The organism is Lachnoanaerobaculum orale (assembly GCF_003862485.1).
Taxonomy (GTDB): Bacteria; Bacillota; Clostridia; order Lachnospirales; family Lachnospiraceae; genus Lachnoanaerobaculum; species Lachnoanaerobaculum orale.
Window position 1 is genome coordinate 1,681,698 of record NZ_RRCM01000001.1, and the last position, 21,368, is coordinate 1,703,065.

At 38.4% G+C, this 21,368-nt stretch carries 25 protein-coding genes and 1 pseudogene; 2 read left to right on the forward strand and 24 right to left on the reverse strand.

What is annotated here, in order from left to right:
• Positions 1-187: 187 nt before the first annotated feature.
• Both EHW90_RS07960 and EHW90_RS07965 read right to left on the reverse strand, forming a co-directional pair.
• On the reverse strand, positions 188-619 hold the full coding sequence (locus EHW90_RS07960) for a DEAD/DEAH box helicase family protein (protein ID WP_243113941.1): 432 nt from the start codon (positions 617-619) through the stop codon (positions 188-190).
• Positions 619-1,074, reverse strand: a complete 456-nt coding sequence (locus tag EHW90_RS07965) for a DUF4869 domain-containing protein (RefSeq protein ID WP_124952293.1) — start codon at positions 1,072-1,074, stop codon at positions 619-621. Before EHW90_RS07965 ends, EHW90_RS07960 begins: the two co-directional genes overlap by 1 nt.
• A gap of 171 nt (positions 1,075-1,245) precedes the next feature.
• Between EHW90_RS07965 and EHW90_RS07970 the strand changes: the two genes are divergently transcribed.
• On the forward strand, positions 1,246-1,842 hold the full coding sequence (locus tag EHW90_RS07970; protein WP_124952294.1) for a TetR/AcrR family transcriptional regulator: 597 nt from the start codon (positions 1,246-1,248) through the stop codon (positions 1,840-1,842).
• Positions 1,839-2,408 (forward strand): NAD(P)H-dependent oxidoreductase, encoded by a 570-nt coding sequence (locus tag EHW90_RS07975; protein ID WP_124952295.1) that lies wholly within the window; start codon positions 1,839-1,841, stop codon positions 2,406-2,408. The genes EHW90_RS07970 and EHW90_RS07975 overlap by 4 nt, the downstream gene beginning before the upstream one ends.
• A gap of 83 nt (positions 2,409-2,491) precedes the next feature.
• Here the strand turns inward: EHW90_RS07975 and EHW90_RS07980 are convergent, their stop codons facing one another.
• The 22 genes and pseudogenes from EHW90_RS07980 to EHW90_RS08085 form a co-directional block, all read right to left on the reverse strand.
• Positions 2,492-2,902, reverse strand: a complete 411-nt coding sequence (locus EHW90_RS07980) for a GNAT family N-acetyltransferase (RefSeq protein ID WP_124952296.1) — start codon at positions 2,900-2,902, stop codon at positions 2,492-2,494.
• Between the two features lie 32 nt (positions 2,903-2,934).
• A pseudogene (locus tag EHW90_RS13505) lies at positions 2,935-3,093 on the reverse strand (ORF6N domain-containing protein); the annotation flags it as partial.
• Positions 3,094-3,600: 507 nt separating this feature from the next.
• Positions 3,601-4,443: an AraC family transcriptional regulator gene (locus EHW90_RS07990; protein ID WP_124952297.1), complete on the reverse strand. Its 843-nt coding sequence runs from the start codon at positions 4,441-4,443 to the stop codon at positions 3,601-3,603.
• A 332-nt stretch (positions 4,444-4,775) separates the two neighbouring features.
• Entirely contained in the window at positions 4,776-4,940 is a 165-nt protein-coding gene (locus EHW90_RS13700) for a hypothetical protein (protein ID WP_330507761.1), read from the reverse strand.
• Complete coding sequence (locus tag EHW90_RS08000; protein WP_243113942.1) at positions 4,941-5,483, reverse strand: Imm12 family immunity protein; 543 nt, start codon at positions 5,481-5,483, stop codon at positions 4,941-4,943.
• Complete coding sequence (gene ispD / locus EHW90_RS08005; RefSeq protein ID WP_124952298.1) at positions 5,464-6,159, reverse strand: 2-C-methyl-D-erythritol 4-phosphate cytidylyltransferase; 696 nt, start codon at positions 6,157-6,159, stop codon at positions 5,464-5,466. Before ispD ends, EHW90_RS08000 begins: the two co-directional genes overlap by 20 nt.
• A 14-nt stretch (positions 6,160-6,173) precedes the next feature.
• Positions 6,174-7,190 (reverse strand): tRNA (adenosine(37)-N6)-threonylcarbamoyltransferase complex transferase subunit TsaD, encoded by a 1,017-nt coding sequence (gene tsaD, locus EHW90_RS08010; RefSeq protein ID WP_124952299.1) that lies wholly within the window; start codon positions 7,188-7,190, stop codon positions 6,174-6,176.
• Entirely contained in the window at positions 7,177-8,088 is a 912-nt protein-coding gene (locus EHW90_RS08015; protein ID WP_124952300.1) for a ribonuclease Z, read from the reverse strand. The genes tsaD and EHW90_RS08015 overlap by 14 nt, the downstream gene beginning before the upstream one ends.
• Positions 8,082-8,522 (reverse strand): ribosomal protein S18-alanine N-acetyltransferase, encoded by a 441-nt coding sequence (gene rimI, locus EHW90_RS08020; RefSeq protein WP_124952301.1) that lies wholly within the window; start codon positions 8,520-8,522, stop codon positions 8,082-8,084. Before rimI ends, EHW90_RS08015 begins: the two co-directional genes overlap by 7 nt.
• Positions 8,494-9,222 carry a tRNA (adenosine(37)-N6)-threonylcarbamoyltransferase complex dimerization subunit type 1 TsaB gene (tsaB, locus tag EHW90_RS08025; protein WP_124952302.1) on the reverse strand — a complete coding sequence of 243 codons (729 nt, stop codon included), beginning with the start codon at positions 9,220-9,222 and terminating at the stop codon, positions 8,494-8,496. Before tsaB ends, rimI begins: the two co-directional genes overlap by 29 nt.
• Positions 9,200-9,661 (reverse strand): tRNA (adenosine(37)-N6)-threonylcarbamoyltransferase complex ATPase subunit type 1 TsaE, encoded by a 462-nt coding sequence (gene tsaE / locus EHW90_RS08030; protein WP_124952303.1) that lies wholly within the window; start codon positions 9,659-9,661, stop codon positions 9,200-9,202. The genes tsaB and tsaE overlap by 23 nt, the downstream gene beginning before the upstream one ends.
• A 1-nt stretch (position 9,662) precedes the next feature.
• Positions 9,663-10,151, reverse strand: coding sequence for a YcxB family protein (locus tag EHW90_RS08035; protein WP_124952304.1), 489 nt, complete (start codon positions 10,149-10,151; stop codon positions 9,663-9,665).
• 1 nt (position 10,152) lies between these two features.
• The gene (locus EHW90_RS08040; RefSeq protein ID WP_124952305.1) at positions 10,153-12,306 is read right to left on the reverse strand and encodes a Tex family protein; all 2,154 of its coding nucleotides are present in this window, start codon (positions 12,304-12,306) and stop codon (positions 10,153-10,155) included.
• 13 nt (positions 12,307-12,319) lie between these two features.
• Positions 12,320-12,673: a hypothetical protein gene (locus tag EHW90_RS08045; RefSeq protein WP_009446248.1), complete on the reverse strand. Its 354-nt coding sequence runs from the start codon at positions 12,671-12,673 to the stop codon at positions 12,320-12,322.
• Between the two features lie 13 nt (positions 12,674-12,686).
• The gene (locus tag EHW90_RS08050; RefSeq protein ID WP_124952306.1) at positions 12,687-13,028 is read right to left on the reverse strand and encodes a DUF2752 domain-containing protein; all 342 of its coding nucleotides are present in this window, start codon (positions 13,026-13,028) and stop codon (positions 12,687-12,689) included.
• 37 nt (positions 13,029-13,065) lie between these two features.
• Positions 13,066-14,286, reverse strand: coding sequence for a homoserine dehydrogenase (locus EHW90_RS08055; RefSeq protein WP_124952307.1), 1,221 nt, complete (start codon positions 14,284-14,286; stop codon positions 13,066-13,068).
• Positions 14,287-14,289: 3 nt separating this feature from the next.
• Complete coding sequence (locus EHW90_RS08060) at positions 14,290-14,733, reverse strand: ACT domain-containing protein (RefSeq protein ID WP_124952308.1); 444 nt, start codon at positions 14,731-14,733, stop codon at positions 14,290-14,292.
• 135 nt (positions 14,734-14,868) lie between these two features.
• Entirely contained in the window at positions 14,869-16,584 is a 1,716-nt protein-coding gene (locus tag EHW90_RS08065; protein WP_124952309.1) for a phospho-sugar mutase, read from the reverse strand.
• Positions 16,585-16,671: 87 nt separating this feature from the next.
• Positions 16,672-17,520 (reverse strand): DNA-3-methyladenine glycosylase family protein, encoded by an 849-nt coding sequence (locus EHW90_RS08070; protein ID WP_124952662.1) that lies wholly within the window; start codon positions 17,518-17,520, stop codon positions 16,672-16,674.
• Positions 17,513-18,403, reverse strand: coding sequence for an RluA family pseudouridine synthase (locus EHW90_RS08075; protein ID WP_124952310.1), 891 nt, complete (start codon positions 18,401-18,403; stop codon positions 17,513-17,515). Before EHW90_RS08075 ends, EHW90_RS08070 begins: the two co-directional genes overlap by 8 nt.
• Positions 18,403-18,675, reverse strand: a complete 273-nt coding sequence (locus tag EHW90_RS08080; RefSeq protein ID WP_124952311.1) for a metal-sensing transcriptional repressor — start codon at positions 18,673-18,675, stop codon at positions 18,403-18,405. The genes EHW90_RS08075 and EHW90_RS08080 overlap by 1 nt, the downstream gene beginning before the upstream one ends.
• The gene (locus tag EHW90_RS08085) at positions 18,675-21,227 is read right to left on the reverse strand and encodes a heavy metal translocating P-type ATPase (RefSeq protein ID WP_124952312.1); all 2,553 of its coding nucleotides are present in this window, start codon (positions 21,225-21,227) and stop codon (positions 18,675-18,677) included. Before EHW90_RS08085 ends, EHW90_RS08080 begins: the two co-directional genes overlap by 1 nt.
• Positions 21,228-21,368: the final 141 nt, after the last annotated feature.

Genomic DNA, 21,368 nt, shown 5'->3' on the forward strand with positions numbered 1-21,368 from the left:
ACTTTACACATACCGTCATAAAACTGTCGCAATTCTATAAAATTTTTCTCTTCTGCATATCTGATAATCATAGAAATCTATCCCTCCAACTTCTTATTGTTTAACATCCTCAAAACTCTCTTCTGTGCTCGCATTATCAATAGATTTATCAGAAGTACTATCTTTGGTAATTGTACTTTCTGCCTCCTCACTTATTATGATGTTTTCTCTCAAATTCTTTGTTCTTTCCGTTACCCTTAATACGATATATTTCATCAACACTGTATGGCAACTGTGAAAGATAACTTCTTGTTATTATTAGGAAGTAATTATCGCAATCCTTTACCTTGCTTGCAAATTCCTTTGAAAAAACAAACTTGCTTCCTTCATCAATCACTACAACAGTATTACTCAATTTATCAAGCTCGTCTTCCCAATTTTTCCCTTCCAGTGTTACAATATTTCCACCGCTAATCTTTACTCCGCTTTCTTTTCCCATATTATTGTAATCTCTAATCATATCATACAATGTGGTCTTTCCGGTGCCGCTATCTCCACGAAGAATAGTAATATTTCGATTTAATGTGAATTTATAAGAGTTTCTTTGATTGCTTATCTTAATACTTACCCTACCAACCATTACTGCATATTCTCCTTAAGATATTTATCCGCCTCATCTAAAAACTCTCTCATATTATGCACTATTAGTTTTCTATCATTTAAAATACGAATTTCAAAGTCTTCTTTTCCGAAATCCATTATATGATATAGAGCTATCGTGAAACTTTTTTCTTTTCCAAGCTTTAGTATCCATTTTGCACAATTATCTCCACAATTTGATGCATTAAACGTTTTACCCGGTTCATTTTTCATAAGAATCAATGCCTTTACGCCACCTGACAATTTATCCGGCGGAATTTGCCCTAAAACCGGACTTTGAATAGTATTTGCATCCAAAACTTCAGATCTGTCAATATCTTTAATAGCAGCTCTTGCAAATTCATCTGTAATCCAGCTGTCTTTATATCTATTTCTAAAATATACCGATGTATTATATATTACATTATCTCTATTACCAAACCAAACTCTAAGCATAATATTCCTCCGTATTTATAGTCTTTTCTCTCTTATATTGAATATATTATATCATAATTACTTTTAATTCTATAAAATCTGTTCCGAAATCCATATTTCCTCTTGACAGCAAAAGTAGACAGTGTATACTTACATATGTAGACAGTGTATACTTTTTTAGAAAGGAAATATATGAAAAGGGATACTGACAAATTAAAGGAAAACCTTATTTTAACAGGTGTGAAGGAAATAAAGCAAAACGGCATTGACAGTATATCACTTAGAACTGTAGCAAAATCCTGTGGCGTAACTCACGGAACGCCTTACAGACACTTTGAAAGCAAGGAAAATTATTTAAATACAGTCTTAAAGCATATTTCCACACTTCTTGACAGTGAACTTATTAAAGATGTGGATGTAAGCCAAAATGCCAAAGCGCAGCTTATTCAAATGGGTGTTAATCTTATAGACTTTGCAAAAAATTATCCAAATTTCTTTGAGGCATTATTTATCAAATTTCCGTTTAAGTATATGAAATTCACTGATAAAACAATTTCAGATACCTCAGATTTTCCGGGCTTTTCAAGGTTTAAGGATGTGGTTATTTTACTTAGAAAAGAGGAAAATTTTACAAATAGTGAGTCCGAATCACTGCTTCACTTTTGGAGTTTTATTTCAGGACTGGCAATAATAGCCGGAAGCCTGATTGGAAACGAGCTTGATAATGAAACCATAAAAAATACAATAAGAAGTATGCTTGAAATATATATTAAAGGAGAAAGACAATGAATATTTTAATTATTTACACACATCCAGATTGTAAAAGTTTTAATCATGAGATACTAAAGCAAGTAGAAAACTCTATCCCGTCTGTGCATAAGGTTAAAACAATTGACTTATATAAAGAAAATTTTGATCCTGTACTGAATTTTGACGAAGAAAATAAAAGGCGTGATCTGTCAAAAAATCCTGAGACTTCAAAGTATCGTGATATGATCACAGAAGCCGATAAGCTTATCTTTATCTTTCCAATATGGTGGTCAGGTATGCCTGCTGTTTTAAAGGGATTTATCGACAGAGTATTTGTATCAGGTTTTGCTTATTCTTATAAGAAAATAGGACTTGAAGGACATTTAAAGGGTAAATCAGCGTGGATTATCACTACTATGAATGCTCCATCTGTTATACTACCTTTCTCTAATGATTACGGTAAGGTTTTAAAAAATCAAATTTTAAAGCAATGCGGTATTAAACCTGCTAAATTAACCACACTTACTCAGGTAGAATCGGCTACACAAGAAAAGAGAAACTTATATTTACAAAAAATATCTTCAATAGCAAAAAATATCTCTTAGATATAGTTTATAAAGGGTGAGCCGAAACTTGACTCACCTAAATCTTTCATGTGTTAAGATTCCATTCCTACTTACATTTCAAGTCACAACTCTTTTGTATAATAGTATCTCTCACCTGTATAAGGATAATTTTTCAAGGCAAACACCTCTTTATAACCATGTTTTTCATAAAATTTCGGTGCTTGAAAATTAAAAGTATCCACAAATGAATACTTACAACCTCTATTTTTTGACTCATTTTCAGCCATTTCTAAGATCTTTGAGCCTATTCCCTGTCCACGTAAATCATCACTGACATACAGATATTCAATCTCAAGCCAATTCCCGAAAGTCTCCGCTACCATTCCCGCAACCAAATTTCCTTCTTCATCTTCCAAATAAATATTAAGAGGTTCACTTTTAGACGGCTCTCTATTGGCTCTGTTATAAGCTCTGATTAGATTTGCCAGTTCATGTGTTCTTTCGGATTCTGTATTTTCCAATTTCAATTCCATAATGTATAAGTCCTCCACCAATTTTATACTTCTTGCACTAAATCATTTGGACTGATCAAGTCTTGATTCTCAATTATAAAGTCTTTCATCTGCTTAAACATTCTTATTAAAGCCTTGCTTTGCTTAACAGCAAGTTCTCCTCTTAATACAGTCATAAGCATATAAATACCCTGCTCCGTAAAAGCATAAGGTAGTTTTCTACGACCGCCCCAACTTGATGTCGATTTTTTTCGATATCAAGTTTTCAAACTCCGACTTCATCAACTGAAATATAGCATATCCAAGGACAATGAATTGTAGTACTCTTTCGTTTTAACTATATCTACCTTCACAGTTATCTCCTTAAAACTTTAGCAAACACCGGGTTTTCTTCACCCTGTATTTTTGTCGAAAAAACCTACAGCACTCTTATTTCATTCTTCATCCTTCAGTTCCCCTCCCGGAATATTTCCCAAAAACATTTCTAATATAGATTTTACTGTACTTTTCATATTCAGTCCATATTTTAGTCCCGGCCTGTAGAAAAACTTTTCTGTATCTACTACACTACTATGATACTCGCAGATTCTTCAAGCTTTACTACAACTTTTCCAACAAAACTATTGAATATAGAAAAAGCACATATCTGAAAGATTCTATAATCTTAAAGTTATGTGCTTAGTTTTTACACTATTCGATTACTTAGACATACCGTTTTTTTAAGCTTTAGTTATAGGAATCCAAAGTTCCATTTTATAGTCTTTACTATCCATATCACCTTCGTAATAATATTCAAAGTCAGGTTTACCTGAATGTACATAGCCATGCTCAGGGAAAAATACTTCCATCGCATATTTCCATCCGTTATGAATACAATCCGGAACACTTCCTATTAACTCTACAACGGCATACTCTGCTTCTTCCACTTCCAAAACATCTAACCCCATGCTTATGGCTTTGTCTACATCATTAACAATATAGCCTGCCATGTAGTTTATTTTGCCTGGATTTTCTACATCATGACAAACGCCCATACTTTGACCGCTTCCCAAACTTGCAAGTTCATCGTAGCTATATTTTTTATATAGCTTATTCCATACACTCGGACATAATGATGAATTGATGCTTTGTTCATTTACACCTGCAACTGCAAATGCTTGTTTCTTTTGAATTGTAATGTTCATGCTTCTTCCTCCTCTTACACTTAGTGCTAATTGCACTCGTGATACTAATTTGAACGGTTTCCCATTTCTTACCTCAGAGGGAGTAAATCCATGAAAATTCTTAAATGCTGTTCCAAATGAATCTGATGACTCATATCCGAATTTGAAAGCAACATCAATAATTTTTTCATCCGTATTTCTTAATATAACGGCTGCTTCCGTCAATCTTCTGCTTCTTAAATATTCTGAAAGCGTTGTTTCGGTCAGAATAGAAAACAAGCGACTGAACATTGAATATGAATATCCGGATAACTGAGTTACTTTCTTTTCATCAATTTCATCATCAAGAACTGTTTCAAGATAATCAATCGTATCGTTAAACGACTTGATAATATTCATTTCGATTCCTCCTTTCCTTCAGTTTATTTTAGTATAGAGGAAGATTTCATTTCCTACCCTACAACATACGTACAAGTTTTATAGGTTTTGTCTCATGGAAACTTATAGTATGCCACGTTCAACAAATTCAGATTTGATCATAACATTTCAATATGAGACTTGAAATATTTCTCTTGAAATCTAACAGCTTCTTCAATTTCTTCTACTGTAAACTTTATTCCTATTGGAGCAATAACCCATTTTTCTTCTGCATCATCGTCCCTTTTGATAACAGCAATTAATTCTCCTTCATATTCATCTACTGCTTTATCAACCCCAAGTATATATACGTCTTATTCTTCCCCATCAGGAGCGATTATTCCTTCAATATAACCATAATTGATTGGATAAATATGTTCAGGATAATCAGGATGAGCACTCCCAAGCTTACGATCAACTTTAACTTTTACAATTTTGCCAATCATATCTTCCATCACCAAATTCAAATCTAAAATCATCTACAAATTCCCAAACACCCTTCTAACCCCATCTTCATAACACCTGCTATCAAAATCCGGTTTATACTTTGTCGTTTTCATCTTAATGATATCCGAAAGCTCCATAAGATAGTCTTTATACATTTTAAGAAACTTACTTACACTTTCTGTCTTGTTGGAGTTCCACTCATTAGCGCTGAAATGAACATATACCATAAACTTCCCCGCTTTAGAATAGTACCTTGCCTGATAGATTCCCGACTTAGGATAATACTTTGATATATTTCCGCTAAGACAAACACAAATATCCATCTTCTGCAATGCCTCTATCTCAACGCTATCAAAAGTTTTTTTCATCTCTTTTCTTACTATTCTTGCGGTAGAAAGTATATCATCCAATATATCATCCGTTCCTCCGACAATAATATTCATATTGACTTTCATATTTCCCTCAAATTCCGGCTGTGAAGTTGAACCCCTGACACTTGACATAATACCCAAAAAGCCGACGCAACCACAGGCTGCATCGGCTTTTAATCCATCACTATAAAAAGTTCCCGGCATCCAAAAACGCCTTAGCTATCACTATATCCTCAGGTGTGGTTACCTTTATATTTTTATAATCACCCTCTATCAGTCTTACCTTGGTATCGGTAAACTTTTCCACCACCATTGCATCATCTGTGATGCCGAGAGTCTTATAGTCGGTTTTATACAGCCTTTCAAATGCAGACTTTATTAAAGCTATATCAAAGCACTGTGGGGTTTGGATAATACAAAGTGTATTTCTATCAATTGTCTCACCGCCAAATTCTCCATCTCGCACTCTTATAGTGTCTTTCGGAGTTACTGCAGGTACAACCGCCCTATATTTAACAGTCTCTTCTATACATCTGTTTATAAGCTCCACACTTATCATGGCTCTTGCAGAGTCATGTATCAGACAGATATCTCCTGTGGCTTCTTTTAAGCCGTTGTATACGGAATCATATCTTTCATCCCCACCGGCTACGATACTTTTCACCTTACTAAATCCGTATTTTTTTACAATATCTTCTCTTACAAAATCGATATCATCTTTTGAAGTAACTACAATTATATCATCCGTATTACTTTCACTGAAGGCTTTTAAAGAATAGTATAATAAAGGCTTATCAAAAAGCTCTACAAACTGTTTCTTTTTCTTAGCACTAAATCTCTTGCCACTGCCTGCGGCAAGTATTATCGCCGTACTTCTCATAATCATATTCCAAATCACAGTTCCAGATTCGGCACTGCATTCAGTGTCAAATCTTTAAAGTTGTTGTTAATATATTCAAAGTATGCGGCTACACCTATCATTGCAGCATTATCCGTACAAAATATCGGTGAAGGGAAATGAAGTTTCAATCCCTCTTCATTACACTTTTCTTCCATCAGACTCCTAAGTGCGGTATTTGAAGCCACACCGCCTGCCATAGCTACATTCTTTATATTGTAATCCTTTGCAACTTCAATAGTATGCTCCACCAAAACCTCTACAACTGCTCTTTGAAATGAAGCTACCAAATCATTTACATTTATCTTTTCACCGGTCATATTTGCCTTGTTTTGATAATTTAAAACGGCAGACTTTACACCTGAAAAGCTGAAATCATATTTGGAATCATTTACTTTTGCCTTTGGAAACTCTATAGCATGAGGATTTCCAAGTTTTGCGGCCTTATCAATCTTCGGGCCTCCCGGATATCCAAGTCCGACACTTCTTGCCACCTTATCAAATGCCTCACCTGCCGCATCATCTCTGGTGGTCGCAACTATCTCAAAATCATTATAATCCTTTACAATCGCTATTTCGGTATGACCGCCTGAAACGATAAGGCATACAAAAGGAGGTTTCAGCTCCTCATGTTCTATAAGGTTTGCAAACACATGTCCCTTTATATGATGTACACCTATAAGAGGTTTGTTAAGGCCGTAGGCAAGCGTCTTTGCTTCTCCAACACCTACAAGCAGCGCTCCTACAAGCCCCGGTCCGTAGGTAACCGCTATTGCGTCAATATCGTCAAATGTAACATTCGCCTCTTTCAGCGCATCTTTTATTACAAAATTTATATTTTCTATATGCTTTCTGGAGGCAATTTCAGGAACTACGCCTCCGTATATTGTATGTAAGTCAATCTGTGATGAGATAATATTTGAAAGCACCTTTCTGCCGTCCTCTACTACAGCTGCCGCAGTCTCATCGCAGGAGCTTTCTATTGCAAGTATCTTTATATTATTCTTCTTCATAACCCAGTTCTACACTCCATCCGTCTTTGGCAGTCTTTATAGCCGGAAAAATTTTCTTCAGCTTATCAATATACTCGTCAGGCTTATTCATTGACGGTGAATAATGTGTAAGCCACATTCTCTTAGGATTTGCCTCTTTGCCGAGATTTGCAGCCTCAGTCATGGTCATATGCTTATAACCTTTGGCATTGTCTTCCTTATCATCCTCACCGTACATACCCTCACATATAAATAGGTCACAGTCTGCTGCATACTCGGCAATAACAGGAACAGGTCTTGTATCGGTACAATAGTTGACCTTTATACCTCTTCTGGCTTCACCCATTACCATATCGGGAGTATAGGTTTTATCTCCGTCTTTGATAATCTCGCCATGCTGCAATTTATTCCAATACTTTAGCGGAATATCAAGCTCCTTTGCTCTTGCGGCATCAAACTTTCCCTTTCTCTCAATAGAGATTCTGTAACCATAACAAGTCACCCGATGGTTTACCTTATACGCCTCTATCTTATATGGGGCAAAGTCTATCACTTCTTCGTTTTCTCTAAGTTCTCTAAACTGTATTTCAAAAGGAAGTTCAGGTGCTATAACCCTCATAGCATTTACAACTCTCTCAAGCCCTTTTGGACCTATTACAAGCAGAGGTGTGGTCTTTTCACAATTTCCCATTGTGAGCAAAAGTCCCGGAAGTCCGCTTATATGGTCCGCATGATAATGTGTAAAGCAGATCACATCTATAGGCTTCGGGCTCCATCCCTTTTCCTTTATCGCAATTTGGGTGCCTTCGCCGCAATCTATCAAAAGATTTACTCCCTCACATCTGGCCATCATTGAAGTCAGCCATCTGTAAGGCAGCGGCATCATGCCCCCTGTACCTAATAAACAAATATCTAACATTTTATATATCCTTCCATCAACAGAGCATCATCTAAAGGATTTGAGTAATACTCTCTTCTGATACCTATCTTTTTAAAGCCGTAGTTTTCATAAAGCCTTATGGCTGCGGTATTTTTACTTCTTACCTCAAGAAATACTTTCTTTACCTTCATTGTCCTCAGATTTGAAATCATAAAGTTCATAAGTTCATGAGCAGACCCTGAGTTTCTGCTGTTTTTATCTGTGGCTATACGGAAAAGTTCGGCCTCATCCATATTTACTCTGAAAATAATATAGGCTAAGACTCTATAGTCTTCTTCAATTACCATACAGTAATCAAACTTTGATTCTATAGAGTCTTTTATATTTTTTTCGCTCCAGGCATCACTGAAAATATCACATTCAAGTTCCCTTATCGCCTCGGTATCAGTAGGAAGCATCGGTCTTAGCCACATCTCTCTCTCTTTCCGCCTGACTTTTTCTAAGGTAATTCGGACTCATATCATCTGCCGATATAACCTTGCCGGCTTTCATCATTTCCATACCGAGCATTGCAATATTTGATGCTCTCTGTCTGTTTAAATTTAACGGTGCAAAATCATGTTTCATTGTAAGCTTTTCATCAATATATTCTCTGAATACCGACACACCGTCACCTAAGAATATCGCTCTTTCCACATTTTCCTTTGCACCTGTTTCTTTTAAAATTTCAAAAAGCTCGTCTATAGACACTGCCATAGACTCTGCTTTGACCTCAAGTTTTGTGTCGTTTTTATATATTCCCGTATACACCTGATTTCTTCTGGCATCCATTATCGGCACTATAAGTGCATCACTTGCATAGATATTCATTGCCATAGCATCAAGTGTAGGAACTTCTATAAGTGGCAAATCCAGTGCCAGTCCGAGTCCCTTTGCACTTGCAGCCCCTATTCTAAGACCTGTAAATGAGCCCGGACCTCCTGAAACGGCTATAGCTGAAAGCTCACTAAGGCTTATACCCGTCATCTTTACTATCTCATCAAGCATCGGCAACAATGTTTCCGAATGTGTCTTTTTAAAATTTGTAGTGTATTCAGCTATTGTCACATCTTCATCTATTATTGCAACTGAAGCCACCAATGCGGCACTTTCAATTCCTAAAATCTTCATCATCCATACCTTCTACAGCCACTTCTCTATAATCAAATCCCTTTTCAAGGTTCTTTGATATAACCACTCTTATCACATCTTTCGGCAATGCTTCCTCTATCAGAGTTGACCACTCTATAAGAATGACTGCATCATCAAATAAAAACTCGTCAAAACCTATCTCGTCAAGCTCCGATATATCGCTGATCCTGTATACATCAAAGTGGTGCAGCCTTTTATCGCCCTCATAAGTCTTTACTATATTGAAGGTGGGGCTTACAATATCCCTTTTTATATTAAGCCCTGCACCTATTCCCTTTGCAAATACAGTCTTGCCGACTCCAAGGTCTCCGTCAAGACATACTGCTACAGGACCGCTTCTTTTTTTCAAAATATTTGCAAGTCTGTAGGCAATATCAAATGTATCCTTGTCGCAAAAGCTGTCAAAAACAATTTTACTCATTCTAAAATATACTCACTCTTGTCTTTTCTTTTAAAATAGCGACTATTTTTTCTTTATTATCTTTAGTATACCTGTCAGGTAAAAGATATCCTCTTATCGCATCCACATATATAACTATAATTCCCGGCAATATCCTTGAACGAAATCCGCTTTCCCACTTAAATTCAACCTTGTCATCTCCTGATGATACCTCTATGCCCTCGTCGTTAAGCGAAAGAGAAAGTCCTGCCCTAACGGCATCCGTCCTTGCCTGCTTTTGTGACTTTAAGTAAAGCATTGCAGGCTGCACTATCAGAAACATATTTGACATTACCAAAAATAAAATCTTTCTCGGAATATCAATCCTGTTCCAGGTAGTAATCATAAAATAATACATTGCCACAGTGAACAATATATTGAAAATAAGCAAAAATCCTCTGTTGCTGTGATACATGGAAAAAAGCCAAATATCCTTAGCATTCAGTTTCATATCTATTTTTATTTTGTTCATATCAATCAAATACCATAGACAGCGCTATTCTCTTTTTCTTCAAATCCACACTGTCCACCCTTACTTCAACAATATCTCCGACACTTACCGCCTCAAGCGGGTGCTTTATAAACTTCTTACTAAGCCTTGAAATATGCACAAGTCCGTCCTGATGTACTCCGATATCCACAAACGCACCGAAGTCGATAACATTTCTTACAGTACCCTTTAAAATCATGCCTTCTTTCAAATCTTCCATCTCCATAACATCTGTACGGAGTATAGGCTTTTGCATCTCATCTCTCGGGTCTCTTCCCGGCTTTTCAAGTTCCTTTACAATATCTCTTAGAGTGATTTCACCGATTTCAAGTTCATCACTTATCTTTTTGAAATCAGATATCTTCTTTGAAATACCGCTAAGACCTGATAAAGTGATATCGCTGTCACTATATCCCAAGCTCTCCAAAAGCTTTTTGGTGGCGGCATAACTTTCAGGATGCACACTTGTCATATCAAGAGGTTCTTTTCCGTCATTTATTCGAAGGAAACCTGCACATTGCTCAAATGCCTTCGGTCCAAGCTTTGAAACCTTCAAAAGCTCTTTTCTTGTTTTGAAGCTTCCGTTTTCTTCTCTGTATACCACTATATTCTTGGCAACAGCCTTTGATATACCTGAAATATACTCTAAAAGAGGTGCAGATGCGGTATTTAAATCCACACCTACCTTGTTTACACAGTCTTCCACCACCGCGCCAAGCGCCTCAGAGAGCTTCTTTTGGTTCATATCATGCTGATACTGACCTACGCCTATGGACTTAGGGTCTATCTTTACAAGCTCCGCCAGCGGATCCTCCAGTCTTCTGGCAATAGAAGCCGCCGACCTCTGTCCCACATCAAAATTCGGGAACTCCTCTGTAGCAAGCTTACTTGCGGAATATACGCTGGCTCCGGCCTCATTTACTATAATGTACTCAAGCTTTTTGTCCACTTCCTTTATAAGCTCTACAATAACGGCTTCAGACTCTCTGGATGCAGTACCGTTTCCAAGAGAAATAAGGCTTATATTGTACTTTTTTATAAGCTCCTTTAATACCTTCTTGGCCGCCTCCACCTTGTTTTGAGGTGCTGTAGGATAGATAACCGTGGTATCCAGTACCTTTCCCGTTTCATCCACTACGGCAAGCTTACACCCCGTTCTGAAGGCCGGATCCCAACCGAGCACCACTCTGCCCGCTACAGGAGGTTGCATAAGAAGCTGAGTAAGGTTCTTTCCGAACACCTTGATAGCCTCATCCTCTGCCGCCTCTGTCAGGCTTGATCTTATATCTCTTTCTATAGAAGGTGCAATAAGTCTCTTATATGCGTCGTCAATAGTATCCTTTAATATCTGCTCTGTATGTTCATTATGCTTTTTTATAATGCATTTTTCCAGATATCTGATAATCTCCTCAACCGGAGGGTCAAGCTTTACTGTAAGTATCTTTTCTTCCTCTCCTCTGTTGATTGCAAGTATCTTATATCCTGCTGTTTTTGAAACACTCTCTGCAAAATTGTAATAATTTTCATATACAGATTCTACAGTTTCATCCTTTGCCACAGAAGTCAGTATTCCCTGCTTAAATGAGAGATCTCTTATCTTATTTCTAAAAGCCGCATCATCAGAGATTTTCTCTGCAATAATATCCATAGCACCTGCTATAGCATCTTCAGGTGTCTCCACCTCAAGCCCCTCTTTATCTGAAAGGTATTTCTTTGCTTCCTCAAGTGCAGGCTGCTTCAGGTTTTCCTCGTAAATATCTGTGGCAAAATTCTCAAGACCTTTTTCAATAGCAATCATTGCCCTTGTACGCCTCTTCGGCCTGAAAGGTCTGTATAAATCATCTACCGCTACCAATGTGATTGCGGCTTCAATTTCTTTTTTCAACTCGTCGGTAAGTTTCCCCTGCTCCTCAATGGCTGAGAGTACCTGAGTCTTTTTTTCCTCAAGATTTCTAAGATACTTCAGTCTTTCATCAAACTGTCTGAGTATCTCATCATTAAGCGAACCTGTGACTTCTTTTCTGTACCTTGAAATAAAGGGAATGGTATTACCATCATCTATCAATTTGATAGTAGCCTCTACCTGTGCCGTCTTTATGCCAAGCTCTTCTGCGAGTATTTTTACTATATCAGTCAAAATTGCCTCCTTATCAATGCGCTATATACATTTGAATATAGTCCTGTATAACCTTAATCTGTTCCGGTCTGAATTGATTTAAAATTCTTTGATCCTTCAGCTGTACCACCACAAAAAGTATCATGGCATATATGATAAGTCCGATAATTATCCCAAATATTCCGGTCACAATACCGGCTACAGCCTTTCCTCTCATTCCGCCCTTGGCTGAGATTATTGCAAATGCGATTGCAAATATCCCAAGCGGAATTCCAAGCGGAACACCCGATGTGGGCAGTGAACACATACATGACAGTATTGAGACTATGCCGAACACCATCGACCTGTTCTCCCACCTCTTTTTTGTCTTCTCTTCAGTATTTTTCATCTATAATCCCCGTCTATTTCAGTAAGTCTATGCCTCTAAAAACTAAAAACCAGTCCTTCACAACCCAATTCAAAAGCATTATAACGACTCCGATATACAGCATAGGCAGAATAATCTTATCCTTATTCAAACGCCTGCCGCTAATCTTATACTTTACTACAAAAGCGAAAAAAATAAAAGTTGCAATAACCGTATACAGCACTATCGGATTATAAATAAAGCTCTTTTCTACATTTCCTCTTATCAAAAACCTGACTGCCCTTGTGCCTCCGCATCCCGGACAATATAATCCTGTAAGCTCGTGAAATGCACATGGCGGCAGCGGTTTTACCAATTTATCAAATATTCTTTCCATATAAAAATATAGCACCACCTGTGGTGGTGCCGAATGCTTAAGCTATCTTTGTTCTAATATATTTTATCACATCACCGAGATTATTCAAGGCTGCAAGGAAATCTCTTTCCTTCATAAGGTCTGTAACCAATGCAAACTCATCCTTACCGTCAAGGTATACTTCCTTTGCATTCTTAAATGTCTCTTTGCACTTATCTATAAACTTGGCATCCCTGCCCTTAAATCTTACAAAGTACTTGTGGCTTGTCTCATTCATATCGACCACATTCTGCTTTTCATCTCCCCAGCCGAATGTTGCCACATTTTTATCCTTGTTCTTTGTAATAGCTACGATATCCGCCACTACTGCACTTGCTGTAGGCAGCTTACCTGCACCGCTTCCGTATAACATACTCTTTCCGAGCATATTTCCTTCCACCATGATACCGTTGAACACATCATTTACCATGTAGAGAGGATGGTCTCTTTCAACCATTACAGGTGCAACAAATGCAAACACCTTACCGTCTTCAAACTTTGAATCACCGAAAAGCTTGATAGAAAGCTTCATATGCTTGGCATATTCAAAATCTGTAGTGTCTATCTTTGTAATACCCTCTGTATGGATTTCCTCAAAGTTTACTTCCTTGCCTGTTGCCAAAGATGCCAATATCGCAATCTTTATGCAGGTATCATAACCTTCCACATCAGCCTCCGGATTTCTCTCTGCATATCCAAGCTCCTGTGCTGTGGAAAGTGCTTTTTCAAAGTCCTCACCCTCTGTATCCATCTTTGTAAGTATATAGTTTGTTGTACCGTTTAAAATACCTGTAATCTCTTTAAAATGCTCACCGGCATAGCTTTCCGTAATTGTTCTGATTATCGGAATACCTCCGCCTACACTTGCCTCAAAGAAGAAGTTTACATTTTTTTCTCTTGCAATCTTTAAAAGCTCGGTACCGTGTGCAGCTACCAATGCCTTATTTGATGTGGTTACATGCTTTCCTGAAAGAAGTGCATCTCTTACAAACTCAAATGCAGGAGATGTTCCTCCCATTGTCTCCACTACCACATCTATATCATTATCTTCTATTATTTCCTTTATGTCATGTACAACTAGACTTTCCCACTCGCTGCCCGGAAACTCACGGATATCAAGAATCTTTTTTACCGCTATACCTTCACCTGTCTTTTTCTTTAAAAGAGTATTGTTCTCCTTTATAACTTCATATACACCTGAACCTACTGTTCCAAATCCTAAAATTGCAATATTAAACATATATTACTCCCTAGCTAAAATTTTTATATCAAAGATGCCTTCCAAACTTCTGATTTCATATACCAGCTTAGACAAGTCTCCGGTATCCTTCAAAATCTCTATAGACAAAGAAATAGTTGCCACACCGCTTACCGGTATAGTTTGATGTATTGTCAAAATATTGGCATGATATTTTGCAACTACTGCCAAAAGCTCCGATAAAAGACCCGGTTCATCCGATATCTGAATTGAAAGGGTAATATTCCTTCCCTTTGAAGAATCATCAAACGGAAATATATCATCCTTATATTTATAAAATGAGCTCCTGCTTATACCACATTTATCTGTGGCTTCTTTTACAGTCATCATCTTATCCGCTGTCAGCAGTCTTTTCGCCTCAACCACTTTTATAAGTACCTCAGGCACCGCCTTGTCTTTTACCACATAATATTTGACATTCTGTTCCATGTTCGCCTCTAAAATACATCTGTTCGTCTACCGCACAATGATAGCATACAGGATTTTAAATTGCAAGTAAAAATCAGTTACGGCATCCGATTTACGACACAAAAAAGAGGCCGAATACACAGCCTCTAAAAAAATTTATGCTAAATGCTTCTTAAGTTCGTCAGCTATTTTGCTCTCAAGTTCTCTTGCACTTGACTCATTTTCACCGGTTATTGCAAGGTATAATTTAAGCTTAGGCTCGGTTCCTGAAGGTCTTAATACCGCACTTGAATTGCCCTCAAGCATATACTTGATAACATTTGACTTTGGAAGCTTTATCTCCTCCTTGGCACCTGTTTTCAGTGTAGTCTGAGTGGAAGTCTCATAATCTCTTACCTCAAGCACCTTCACACCTGCAATCTCACTTGGAGTATTGTTTCTGAAGCTGTCCATTATCTCATTCATCTTATTCATACCGCTCTCGCCTTCAAACTCAAATGAATAAAGTGTATTCAGATAATAGCCGTACTTCTTATAAAGTCCCTCAAGTACCTCAAGCAGTGACTTTCCTTCAGCCTTGTAGTATGCAAACATCTGTGCAATCAGATATGAGCCGTTTACGGCATCCTTATCTCTTACATAGCTTCCTGAAAGGTAACCGTAGCTCTCCTCAAATCCGAGAAGATATCTGTCAACCTCACTGTCCTTTTCAAGACCTGCAATCTGATCTCCTATATACTTAAATCCTGTAAGTACATCTCTGGTCTCAATGCCGTAGTCGTCAGCCACTCTCTTTGCAAGATCCGTGGTAACTATGGTCTTTACAAGTACAGGCTTCTTAGGCATTATACCCATAGCAATCTTTCTCTTTGCAATAAAGTCTGTAAGAAGTACACCTACCTCATTACCTGAGAAAAGTCTGAAGTCGTCGCCCTGCTTTACGGCAATACCCACTCTGTCACAGTCCGGGTCTGTAGCTATAAGTATATCGGCACCCACATCCTTTGCAACCTTAAGACCTACCTCAAGTGCCTGTCTTATCTCAGGGTTAGGATATGGACAGGTAGGGAAATCACCGTTTGGAGTAGCCTGCTCTTTAACCACCTCGATATTTGTGAAGCCGTTTTTCTTAAGACAGGTTGTAACACATCTGAGTCCCGTTCCGTACAGCGGTGTATAAGCAATCTTTACGTCCTTATTTACATCATCACCTATGAAAGTCTGTGTTGAAACCGCATCTATGAACTCGTTAAAAGTATTCTCACTTATATACTCTATAATACCTGTCTCAAGTCCTTCTTTGAAGTCCACAATCTTGTAATCGGAGAATGTATCCACACTGTTTATCTCATCAAGTATTCTGTCTGCCGCCTCATTGGCTATCTGACATCCGTCCGCACCATAAACCTTATATCCGTTGTATTTTGCAGGATTGTGGCTGGCTGTTACCATTATACCGCCGTCACATCCGAGCTCTCTTACCGCAAAAGAAAGTGCAGGTGTAGGCATAAGCTCTTTCCAGATATATACCTTGATTCCCGCTCCTGCAAATATTCCTGCCGCCCATTTTGCAAAAAGCTCCGAATTATGTCTGCTGTCATATGATATGGCAATCTTAGGAGTCTTTGATATGGAATTTATATAGTTTGCCAACCCTCTGCTGGCTTTACCTACAGTATAGATATTCATTCTGTTACTTCCGACACCCAGTACGCCTCTTAAACCTCCTGTACCGAAAGCAAGCTCCTTATAGAATCTGTCGTTGATAGCGTCTTCATCGCTCTCGATAGCCGCAAGCTCCGCTACAAGATTTTCATCCTTAAGTTTTGCACTCTTCCAAGTCTCATAAGTTTTTTTTGTAAGTTCGTTCATAATGCTCCTTTCATAGGGAATATATGTTACCCGATTGCTGCACATTTTGCACTCACAATCCTTGTACCATCATACCAAATTTCATGGTTATTTTCCAGCATGTTTCGTACTTTCTCTGCCGTAATAGAAAATATATTGCTGAATAACTCCGGCGTAACCGTCATAGAGTTTTAGCGGAAATTCTCCGTCATAATGCTCATCAATCATTCTCTTTATCCAAACGTCAATAGGAAAAGCCGCAATCCTGTGATATCCGAAAAGTGCCACACAGTTTGCAACCTTAATGCCCACTCCCTTAAGGCTCATAAGTGCCGCCAAAAGCTCATTGTCATCAAGCACACTTAGCGCTTCAAGGTCAATATCTCCTCTGTATACAGACTTTGCGCTCGCCTCTATATAAGGGCTTCTGTACCCCAGTGAACAGGCATTCAAATCGTCAATACTTGCATCTGCCAGTGCCTTAGGTGTAGGGAAGGCAAAAAACTCACTGTTTTTATCAATATTTTTTATAAAGTCAGGTACTTTCATATCTATCTTTTTGCCGTAGGTTTTTGCAAGTTTTTCGATAGATGATTTTATCGCAGGTATACTCTTTCTTTGTGAAATAATAAAGGATATAAGCATCTCCCACTTGTCCTGATTAAGTATCCTGATGCCGTAAGAGTACCTGGCGGCATTTATCAAAAACAAATCATCTGCAGGAATGTTCTTTTCAAAATCACTGTAGTCAAGCCTTAAATCAAAGTAGTCAATCCAAAACTCTTCAAACTCGGACTCGCTGCATGAGAGTATGTATCCGTCACCATCCTCTTTTATAAACAAAAGCTTATCCCCTGCCACAAGGCTGTATTCATCGTCATAAACATTAAATCTAAATATCTGTCCGCTCTCTGCGATCTTTTTCATATCCAGATACGGGTATTGTATTCTAAACATATTCATCAATTCTTTCTTTAAAATCTGTTGGCAACTCACATTCAAGGTATAAATTTTCACCTGTTATCGGGTGTATGAAAGAAAGGCTCTTTGAATGCAGAAGCGGCCTCACATTCTCCTTATCATAATACCTTTCATTATACAAATAATCTCCTACAAGCGGATGCCCTATATAACTCATATGAACTCTTATCTGATGTGTCCTGCCGGTATCAAGCCTAAGCTCTATCAAGGAAGCTCCTCTAAGTCTTTTTAAGACCTTGTAATGAGTGATTGCCCTCTGACCTCCCTTGCTTACTCTACGCTTTATAAGTGTATCATCCTCTCTGGCTATAGGGGCATCAACAGTTCCGCTTTCTTTAAGGCTGCCGTCATCTTCAACTATTGCATTGTATACTCTTTTTATCTCACGTCTTTGCATGGAGACATTCAATATGCCTGCACTTAAAAAATGCTTTGCCACGACAGTAAGCCCTGTAGTATCCCTGTCAAGCCTGTTTATACATCTGAAGACAAAGTTTTTATTCCTGTAGCAGTACATCAAAGCATTTGCCATAGAGTTTTCATAGTTGTTGAGGCTCGGATGTATAGGCATATCACTCGGTTTATTTACCACCACTATATCCTCATCCTCATATTTTATATCAAGCTTTATAAAAACAGGCAATATGTTTTCACTCTTTTTATATTCACATACACGAACAAGAAGCCGGTCAAATCTTGCCGGCTTCTGATTCATATACGCCCAGGTTCCATTGAGCACTATACCGTTTTCATATTTTTTAAGCTCCAATATATTGGAGGAGGTATATCCCTTACTCTTTAAAAAGTCCGATATACTGTTATAGTCTTTATCTATTATATACAGAATCTGTCTTTCCATTACTTCATCATCTTCTTTATGGTATTTGACAGCTCGACTATCTTTTCCTTTCTCTCCTCGTCACTGCCTGTAGCGGCGGCATCAAGAATGCATCCTTCTATATGGCCTTCAATGATGGTACGGTTCACTCTCTCCAAAAGAGCTCTGGTGGCAAGGACCTGATTGGATATGTCGATACAATATCTGTCCTCTTCCACCATCTTTATGATTCCCTCAAGCTGTCCTTTTGCAGTTTTCAATTGTCTCAGAACAGTCTTAGAGTCGGCTCTCATTATACCACCTCATAACCTGCGTCAGTGATAGCCTTCTTTACCTTCTCAAGGTCTGTACCTTCGGCGTACTCTATTGTAACATTTTTCTCATCCAAATTCACTATTGAATTGCTTACACCCTCTACGGCCTTTGTTACCTTCTCAACTGTTGCCTTACAATGTCCGCACATCATTCCGTTTACATTAATTACTGTTGTCATGGTTTTTCCCTCTTTCTTTTTTTCATTATTTTCAATGAGAACTATCTCATCATTGCCTGATTTATTATTTTTTATATTCTTCGGCTTAAAACCGCGAAGTCTAAGTGCGTTGCTTACCACACATACACTGCTCATTCCCATAGCTGCAGCACCGAACATCGGACTGAGCTTCCATCCGAGGCTTAGATAAAATACACCTGCCGCAAGCGGTATTCCTACAGAGTTATAAAAGAACGCCCAGAAAAGGTTCTGCTTTATATTCCTTATAACCGCCTTGCTGAGGTCGATAGCTGTAGCCACATCCTTTAGTGAGCTGTGCATAAGTACTATATCCGCACTTTCTATAGCCACATCGGTTCCGGCACCTATTGCAATACCTACATCCGCTCTTGCAAGTGCAGGTGAATCATTGATACCGTCACCTACCATTGCCACCTTATGTCCGGCCTCCATAAGCTTTCTTACATGCTCTTCCTTATCTGTAGGGAGTACTTCGGCTATTACCTTGTTGATACCTGCCTGCTTTGCAATAGCTGTTGCTGTATTCTTGTGATCACCCGTTAAGAGTACCACATCTATATCTCTTGCCTTCAGAGCCTCTATAGCCTCTTTACTGTCATCCTTTATTGTATCCGCTACCGCAATGATTCCTATAAGCTTGTCATCCGCCATAAAATACATCGGAGTCTTGCCCTGTGATGCCAGCTCATTGCCCTTATCAAATACCGAATCAAATCCTGAGTTGTTTCCGACAGCTTCTCTTATTGCCTGTTCATTTCCGGCTACAATCTTTTTGCCGTCAATATCGGCTCTGATACCTCTTCCCGACTGTGCGGTGAAGTTTTCAGGGGATGAGAATGTCAAATTCTCTTCTTTAGCCTTTTCCACAATAGCTTCAGCAAGCGGATGCTCAGAAGCACTCTCCACACTTGCAGCAAGTTTTAAAAACTCATTATCATCTATATCAAATCCTATAATGTCGGTAACTACAGGTTTACCCTTGGTAACCGTACCTGTCTTATCAAGTACTACCGTATCAATACTGTGAGTTGTCTCAAGCGCATCCGCAGACTTTATAAGTATACCGTTTTCAGCACCCTTTCCCGTACCTACCATTATTGCTACAGGAGTTGCAAGTCCCAGTGAACATGGGCATGATATAACAAGTACAGCTATAGCACGATTGAGTGCGAATGAGAAATCATATCCGAGTACAAGCCATACAATAAATGTTACCAAAGCAATTCCCATTACTACAGGTACGAATACACCTGCGACCTTATCAGCCATCTTGGCAATAGGCGCCTTTGATGATGAAGCTTCCTCCACTAAGGCGATAATCCTTGAAATAGCGGTATCCTCGCCTACTTCTGAAGCCTTTATCTTTACACTTCCATTTTTGTTGATTGTGGCACCTATCAGCTTGTCACCCTTATCCTTTTGAACCGGGATACTCTCACCTGTGATGGCACTCTCGTCAACACTGGTGCTTCCTTCTATGATAATACCGTCTACAGGGATACTCTCACCCGGTCTTATTACTACTATATCTCCTACTCTTACGTCCTCAGTTAGAATATTTTCTTCCACACCGTCTCTTATTACATTGGCTCTCTTAGGTGAAAGATCCACAAGCTTTGAAATGGCGTCTGTAGTTCTTGCCTTTGAACCTGTCTCAAAGAACTTACCTAAAGTAATAAGTGTAAGTATCATGGAAACCGACTCAAAATAAAGATTTTTTCTGTACTCCGCCACGGTATTCATATCACCGTTACTTAACGCATATCCCATAACATATATTGCTATAACACCATATATAAAAGCCGCTATAGTGCCTACCGCAACCAATGTATCCATATTCGGGGAAAGATGGCTAAGTGACTTAAAACCGCTGATATAATACTTTCTGTTTACATACATTACAGGAAGCACCAATAAAAGCTGTGTCAGCGCAAATCCTACCGGATTACCCGCTCCCGATAAAAAGTTCGGCAGCGGAAGCCCTATCATACTTCCCATACTGAAATACATCAATATGGCAAGGAAGATAACAGATACCTTCAATCTGAACTTCATGGAACTAATCGCATCATCATTTGTCTTTTTGATGCTCTTTTCCTTTGCCTTTTCCTTTGTATCACCTGCAAGTGAAGCACCGTAACCTGCATTCACTATACTCTTTATTATATCATCCGGACTGAGCTTCTTCTCATCGTATTCAACCTGCATAGAGTTGGTCAAAAGATTCACGGAAGCTTTATCCATACCTGCAAGCTTACTTACCGTCTTTTCCACCTTTGCGGAACAGGCGGCACAGCTCATTCCTGTGACATTGTACTTTTCCTTTGTCATATATCTCCTTCCCAAATATATCATCTGCACTCTTAAAGTGCTCAAAACAACATAATATTTGACTTTACACCTTCACGGGATGTAAACCGAAAAATCCTACTTAACAGCGTTTCCGGTTTTTCACACACCCCCACGGGGTAT

Bases quoted from the DNA above. Each gene is read 5' to 3' on its own strand.
- EHW90_RS07960 (WP_243113941.1), bottom strand. From the start codon at position 619: ATGGTTGGTAGGGTAAGTATTAAGATAAGCAATCAAAGAAACTCTTAT.
- EHW90_RS07965 (WP_124952293.1), bottom strand. From the start codon at position 1,074: ATGCTTAGAGTTTGGTTTGGTAATAGAGATAATGTAATATATAATACA.
- EHW90_RS07970 (WP_124952294.1), top strand. From the start codon at position 1,246: ATGAAAAGGGATACTGACAAATTAAAGGAAAACCTTATTTTAACAGGT.
- EHW90_RS07975 (WP_124952295.1), top strand. From the start codon at position 1,839: ATGAATATTTTAATTATTTACACACATCCAGATTGTAAAAGTTTTAAT.
- EHW90_RS07980 (WP_124952296.1), bottom strand. From the start codon at position 2,902: ATGGAATTGAAATTGGAAAATACAGAATCCGAAAGAACACATGAACTG.
- EHW90_RS07990 (WP_124952297.1), bottom strand. From the start codon at position 4,443: ATGAATATTATCAAGTCGTTTAACGATACGATTGATTATCTTGAAACA.
- EHW90_RS13700 (WP_330507761.1), bottom strand. From the start codon at position 4,940: ATGATTTTAGATTTGAATTTGGTGATGGAAGATATGATTGGCAAAATT.
- EHW90_RS08000 (WP_243113942.1), bottom strand. From the start codon at position 5,483: ATGCCGGGAACTTTTTATAGTGATGGATTAAAAGCCGATGCAGCCTGT.
- ispD (WP_124952298.1), bottom strand. From the start codon at position 6,159: ATGAGAAGTACGGCGATAATACTTGCCGCAGGCAGTGGCAAGAGATTT.
- tsaD (WP_124952299.1), bottom strand. From the start codon at position 7,190: ATGAAGAAGAATAATATAAAGATACTTGCAATAGAAAGCTCCTGCGAT.
- EHW90_RS08015 (WP_124952300.1), bottom strand. From the start codon at position 8,088: ATGTTAGATATTTGTTTATTAGGTACAGGGGGCATGATGCCGCTGCCT.
- rimI (WP_124952301.1), bottom strand. From the start codon at position 8,522: ATGTGGCTAAGACCGATGCTTCCTACTGATACCGAGGCGATAAGGGAA.
- tsaB (WP_124952302.1), bottom strand. From the start codon at position 9,222: ATGATGAAGATTTTAGGAATTGAAAGTGCCGCATTGGTGGCTTCAGTT.
- tsaE (WP_124952303.1), bottom strand. From the start codon at position 9,661: ATGAGTAAAATTGTTTTTGACAGCTTTTGCGACAAGGATACATTTGAT.
- EHW90_RS08035 (WP_124952304.1), bottom strand. From the start codon at position 10,151: ATGAACAAAATAAAAATAGATATGAAACTGAATGCTAAGGATATTTGG.
- EHW90_RS08045 (WP_009446248.1), bottom strand. From the start codon at position 12,673: ATGAAAAATACTGAAGAGAAGACAAAAAAGAGGTGGGAGAACAGGTCG.
- EHW90_RS08050 (WP_124952306.1), bottom strand. From the start codon at position 13,028: ATGGAAAGAATATTTGATAAATTGGTAAAACCGCTGCCGCCATGTGCA.
- EHW90_RS08055 (WP_124952307.1), bottom strand. From the start codon at position 14,286: ATGTTTAATATTGCAATTTTAGGATTTGGAACAGTAGGTTCAGGTGTA.
- EHW90_RS08060 (WP_124952308.1), bottom strand. From the start codon at position 14,733: ATGGAACAGAATGTCAAATATTATGTGGTAAAAGACAAGGCGGTGCCT.
- EHW90_RS08065 (WP_124952309.1), bottom strand. From the start codon at position 16,584: ATGAACGAACTTACAAAAAAAACTTATGAGACTTGGAAGAGTGCAAAA.
- EHW90_RS08070 (WP_124952662.1), bottom strand. From the start codon at position 17,520: ATGTTTAGAATACAATACCCGTATCTGGATATGAAAAAGATCGCAGAG.
- EHW90_RS08075 (WP_124952310.1), bottom strand. From the start codon at position 18,403: ATGGAAAGACAGATTCTGTATATAATAGATAAAGACTATAACAGTATA.
- EHW90_RS08080 (WP_124952311.1), bottom strand. From the start codon at position 18,675: ATGAGAGCCGACTCTAAGACTGTTCTGAGACAATTGAAAACTGCAAAA.
- EHW90_RS08085 (WP_124952312.1), bottom strand. From the start codon at position 21,227: ATGACAAAGGAAAAGTACAATGTCACAGGAATGAGCTGTGCCGCCTGT.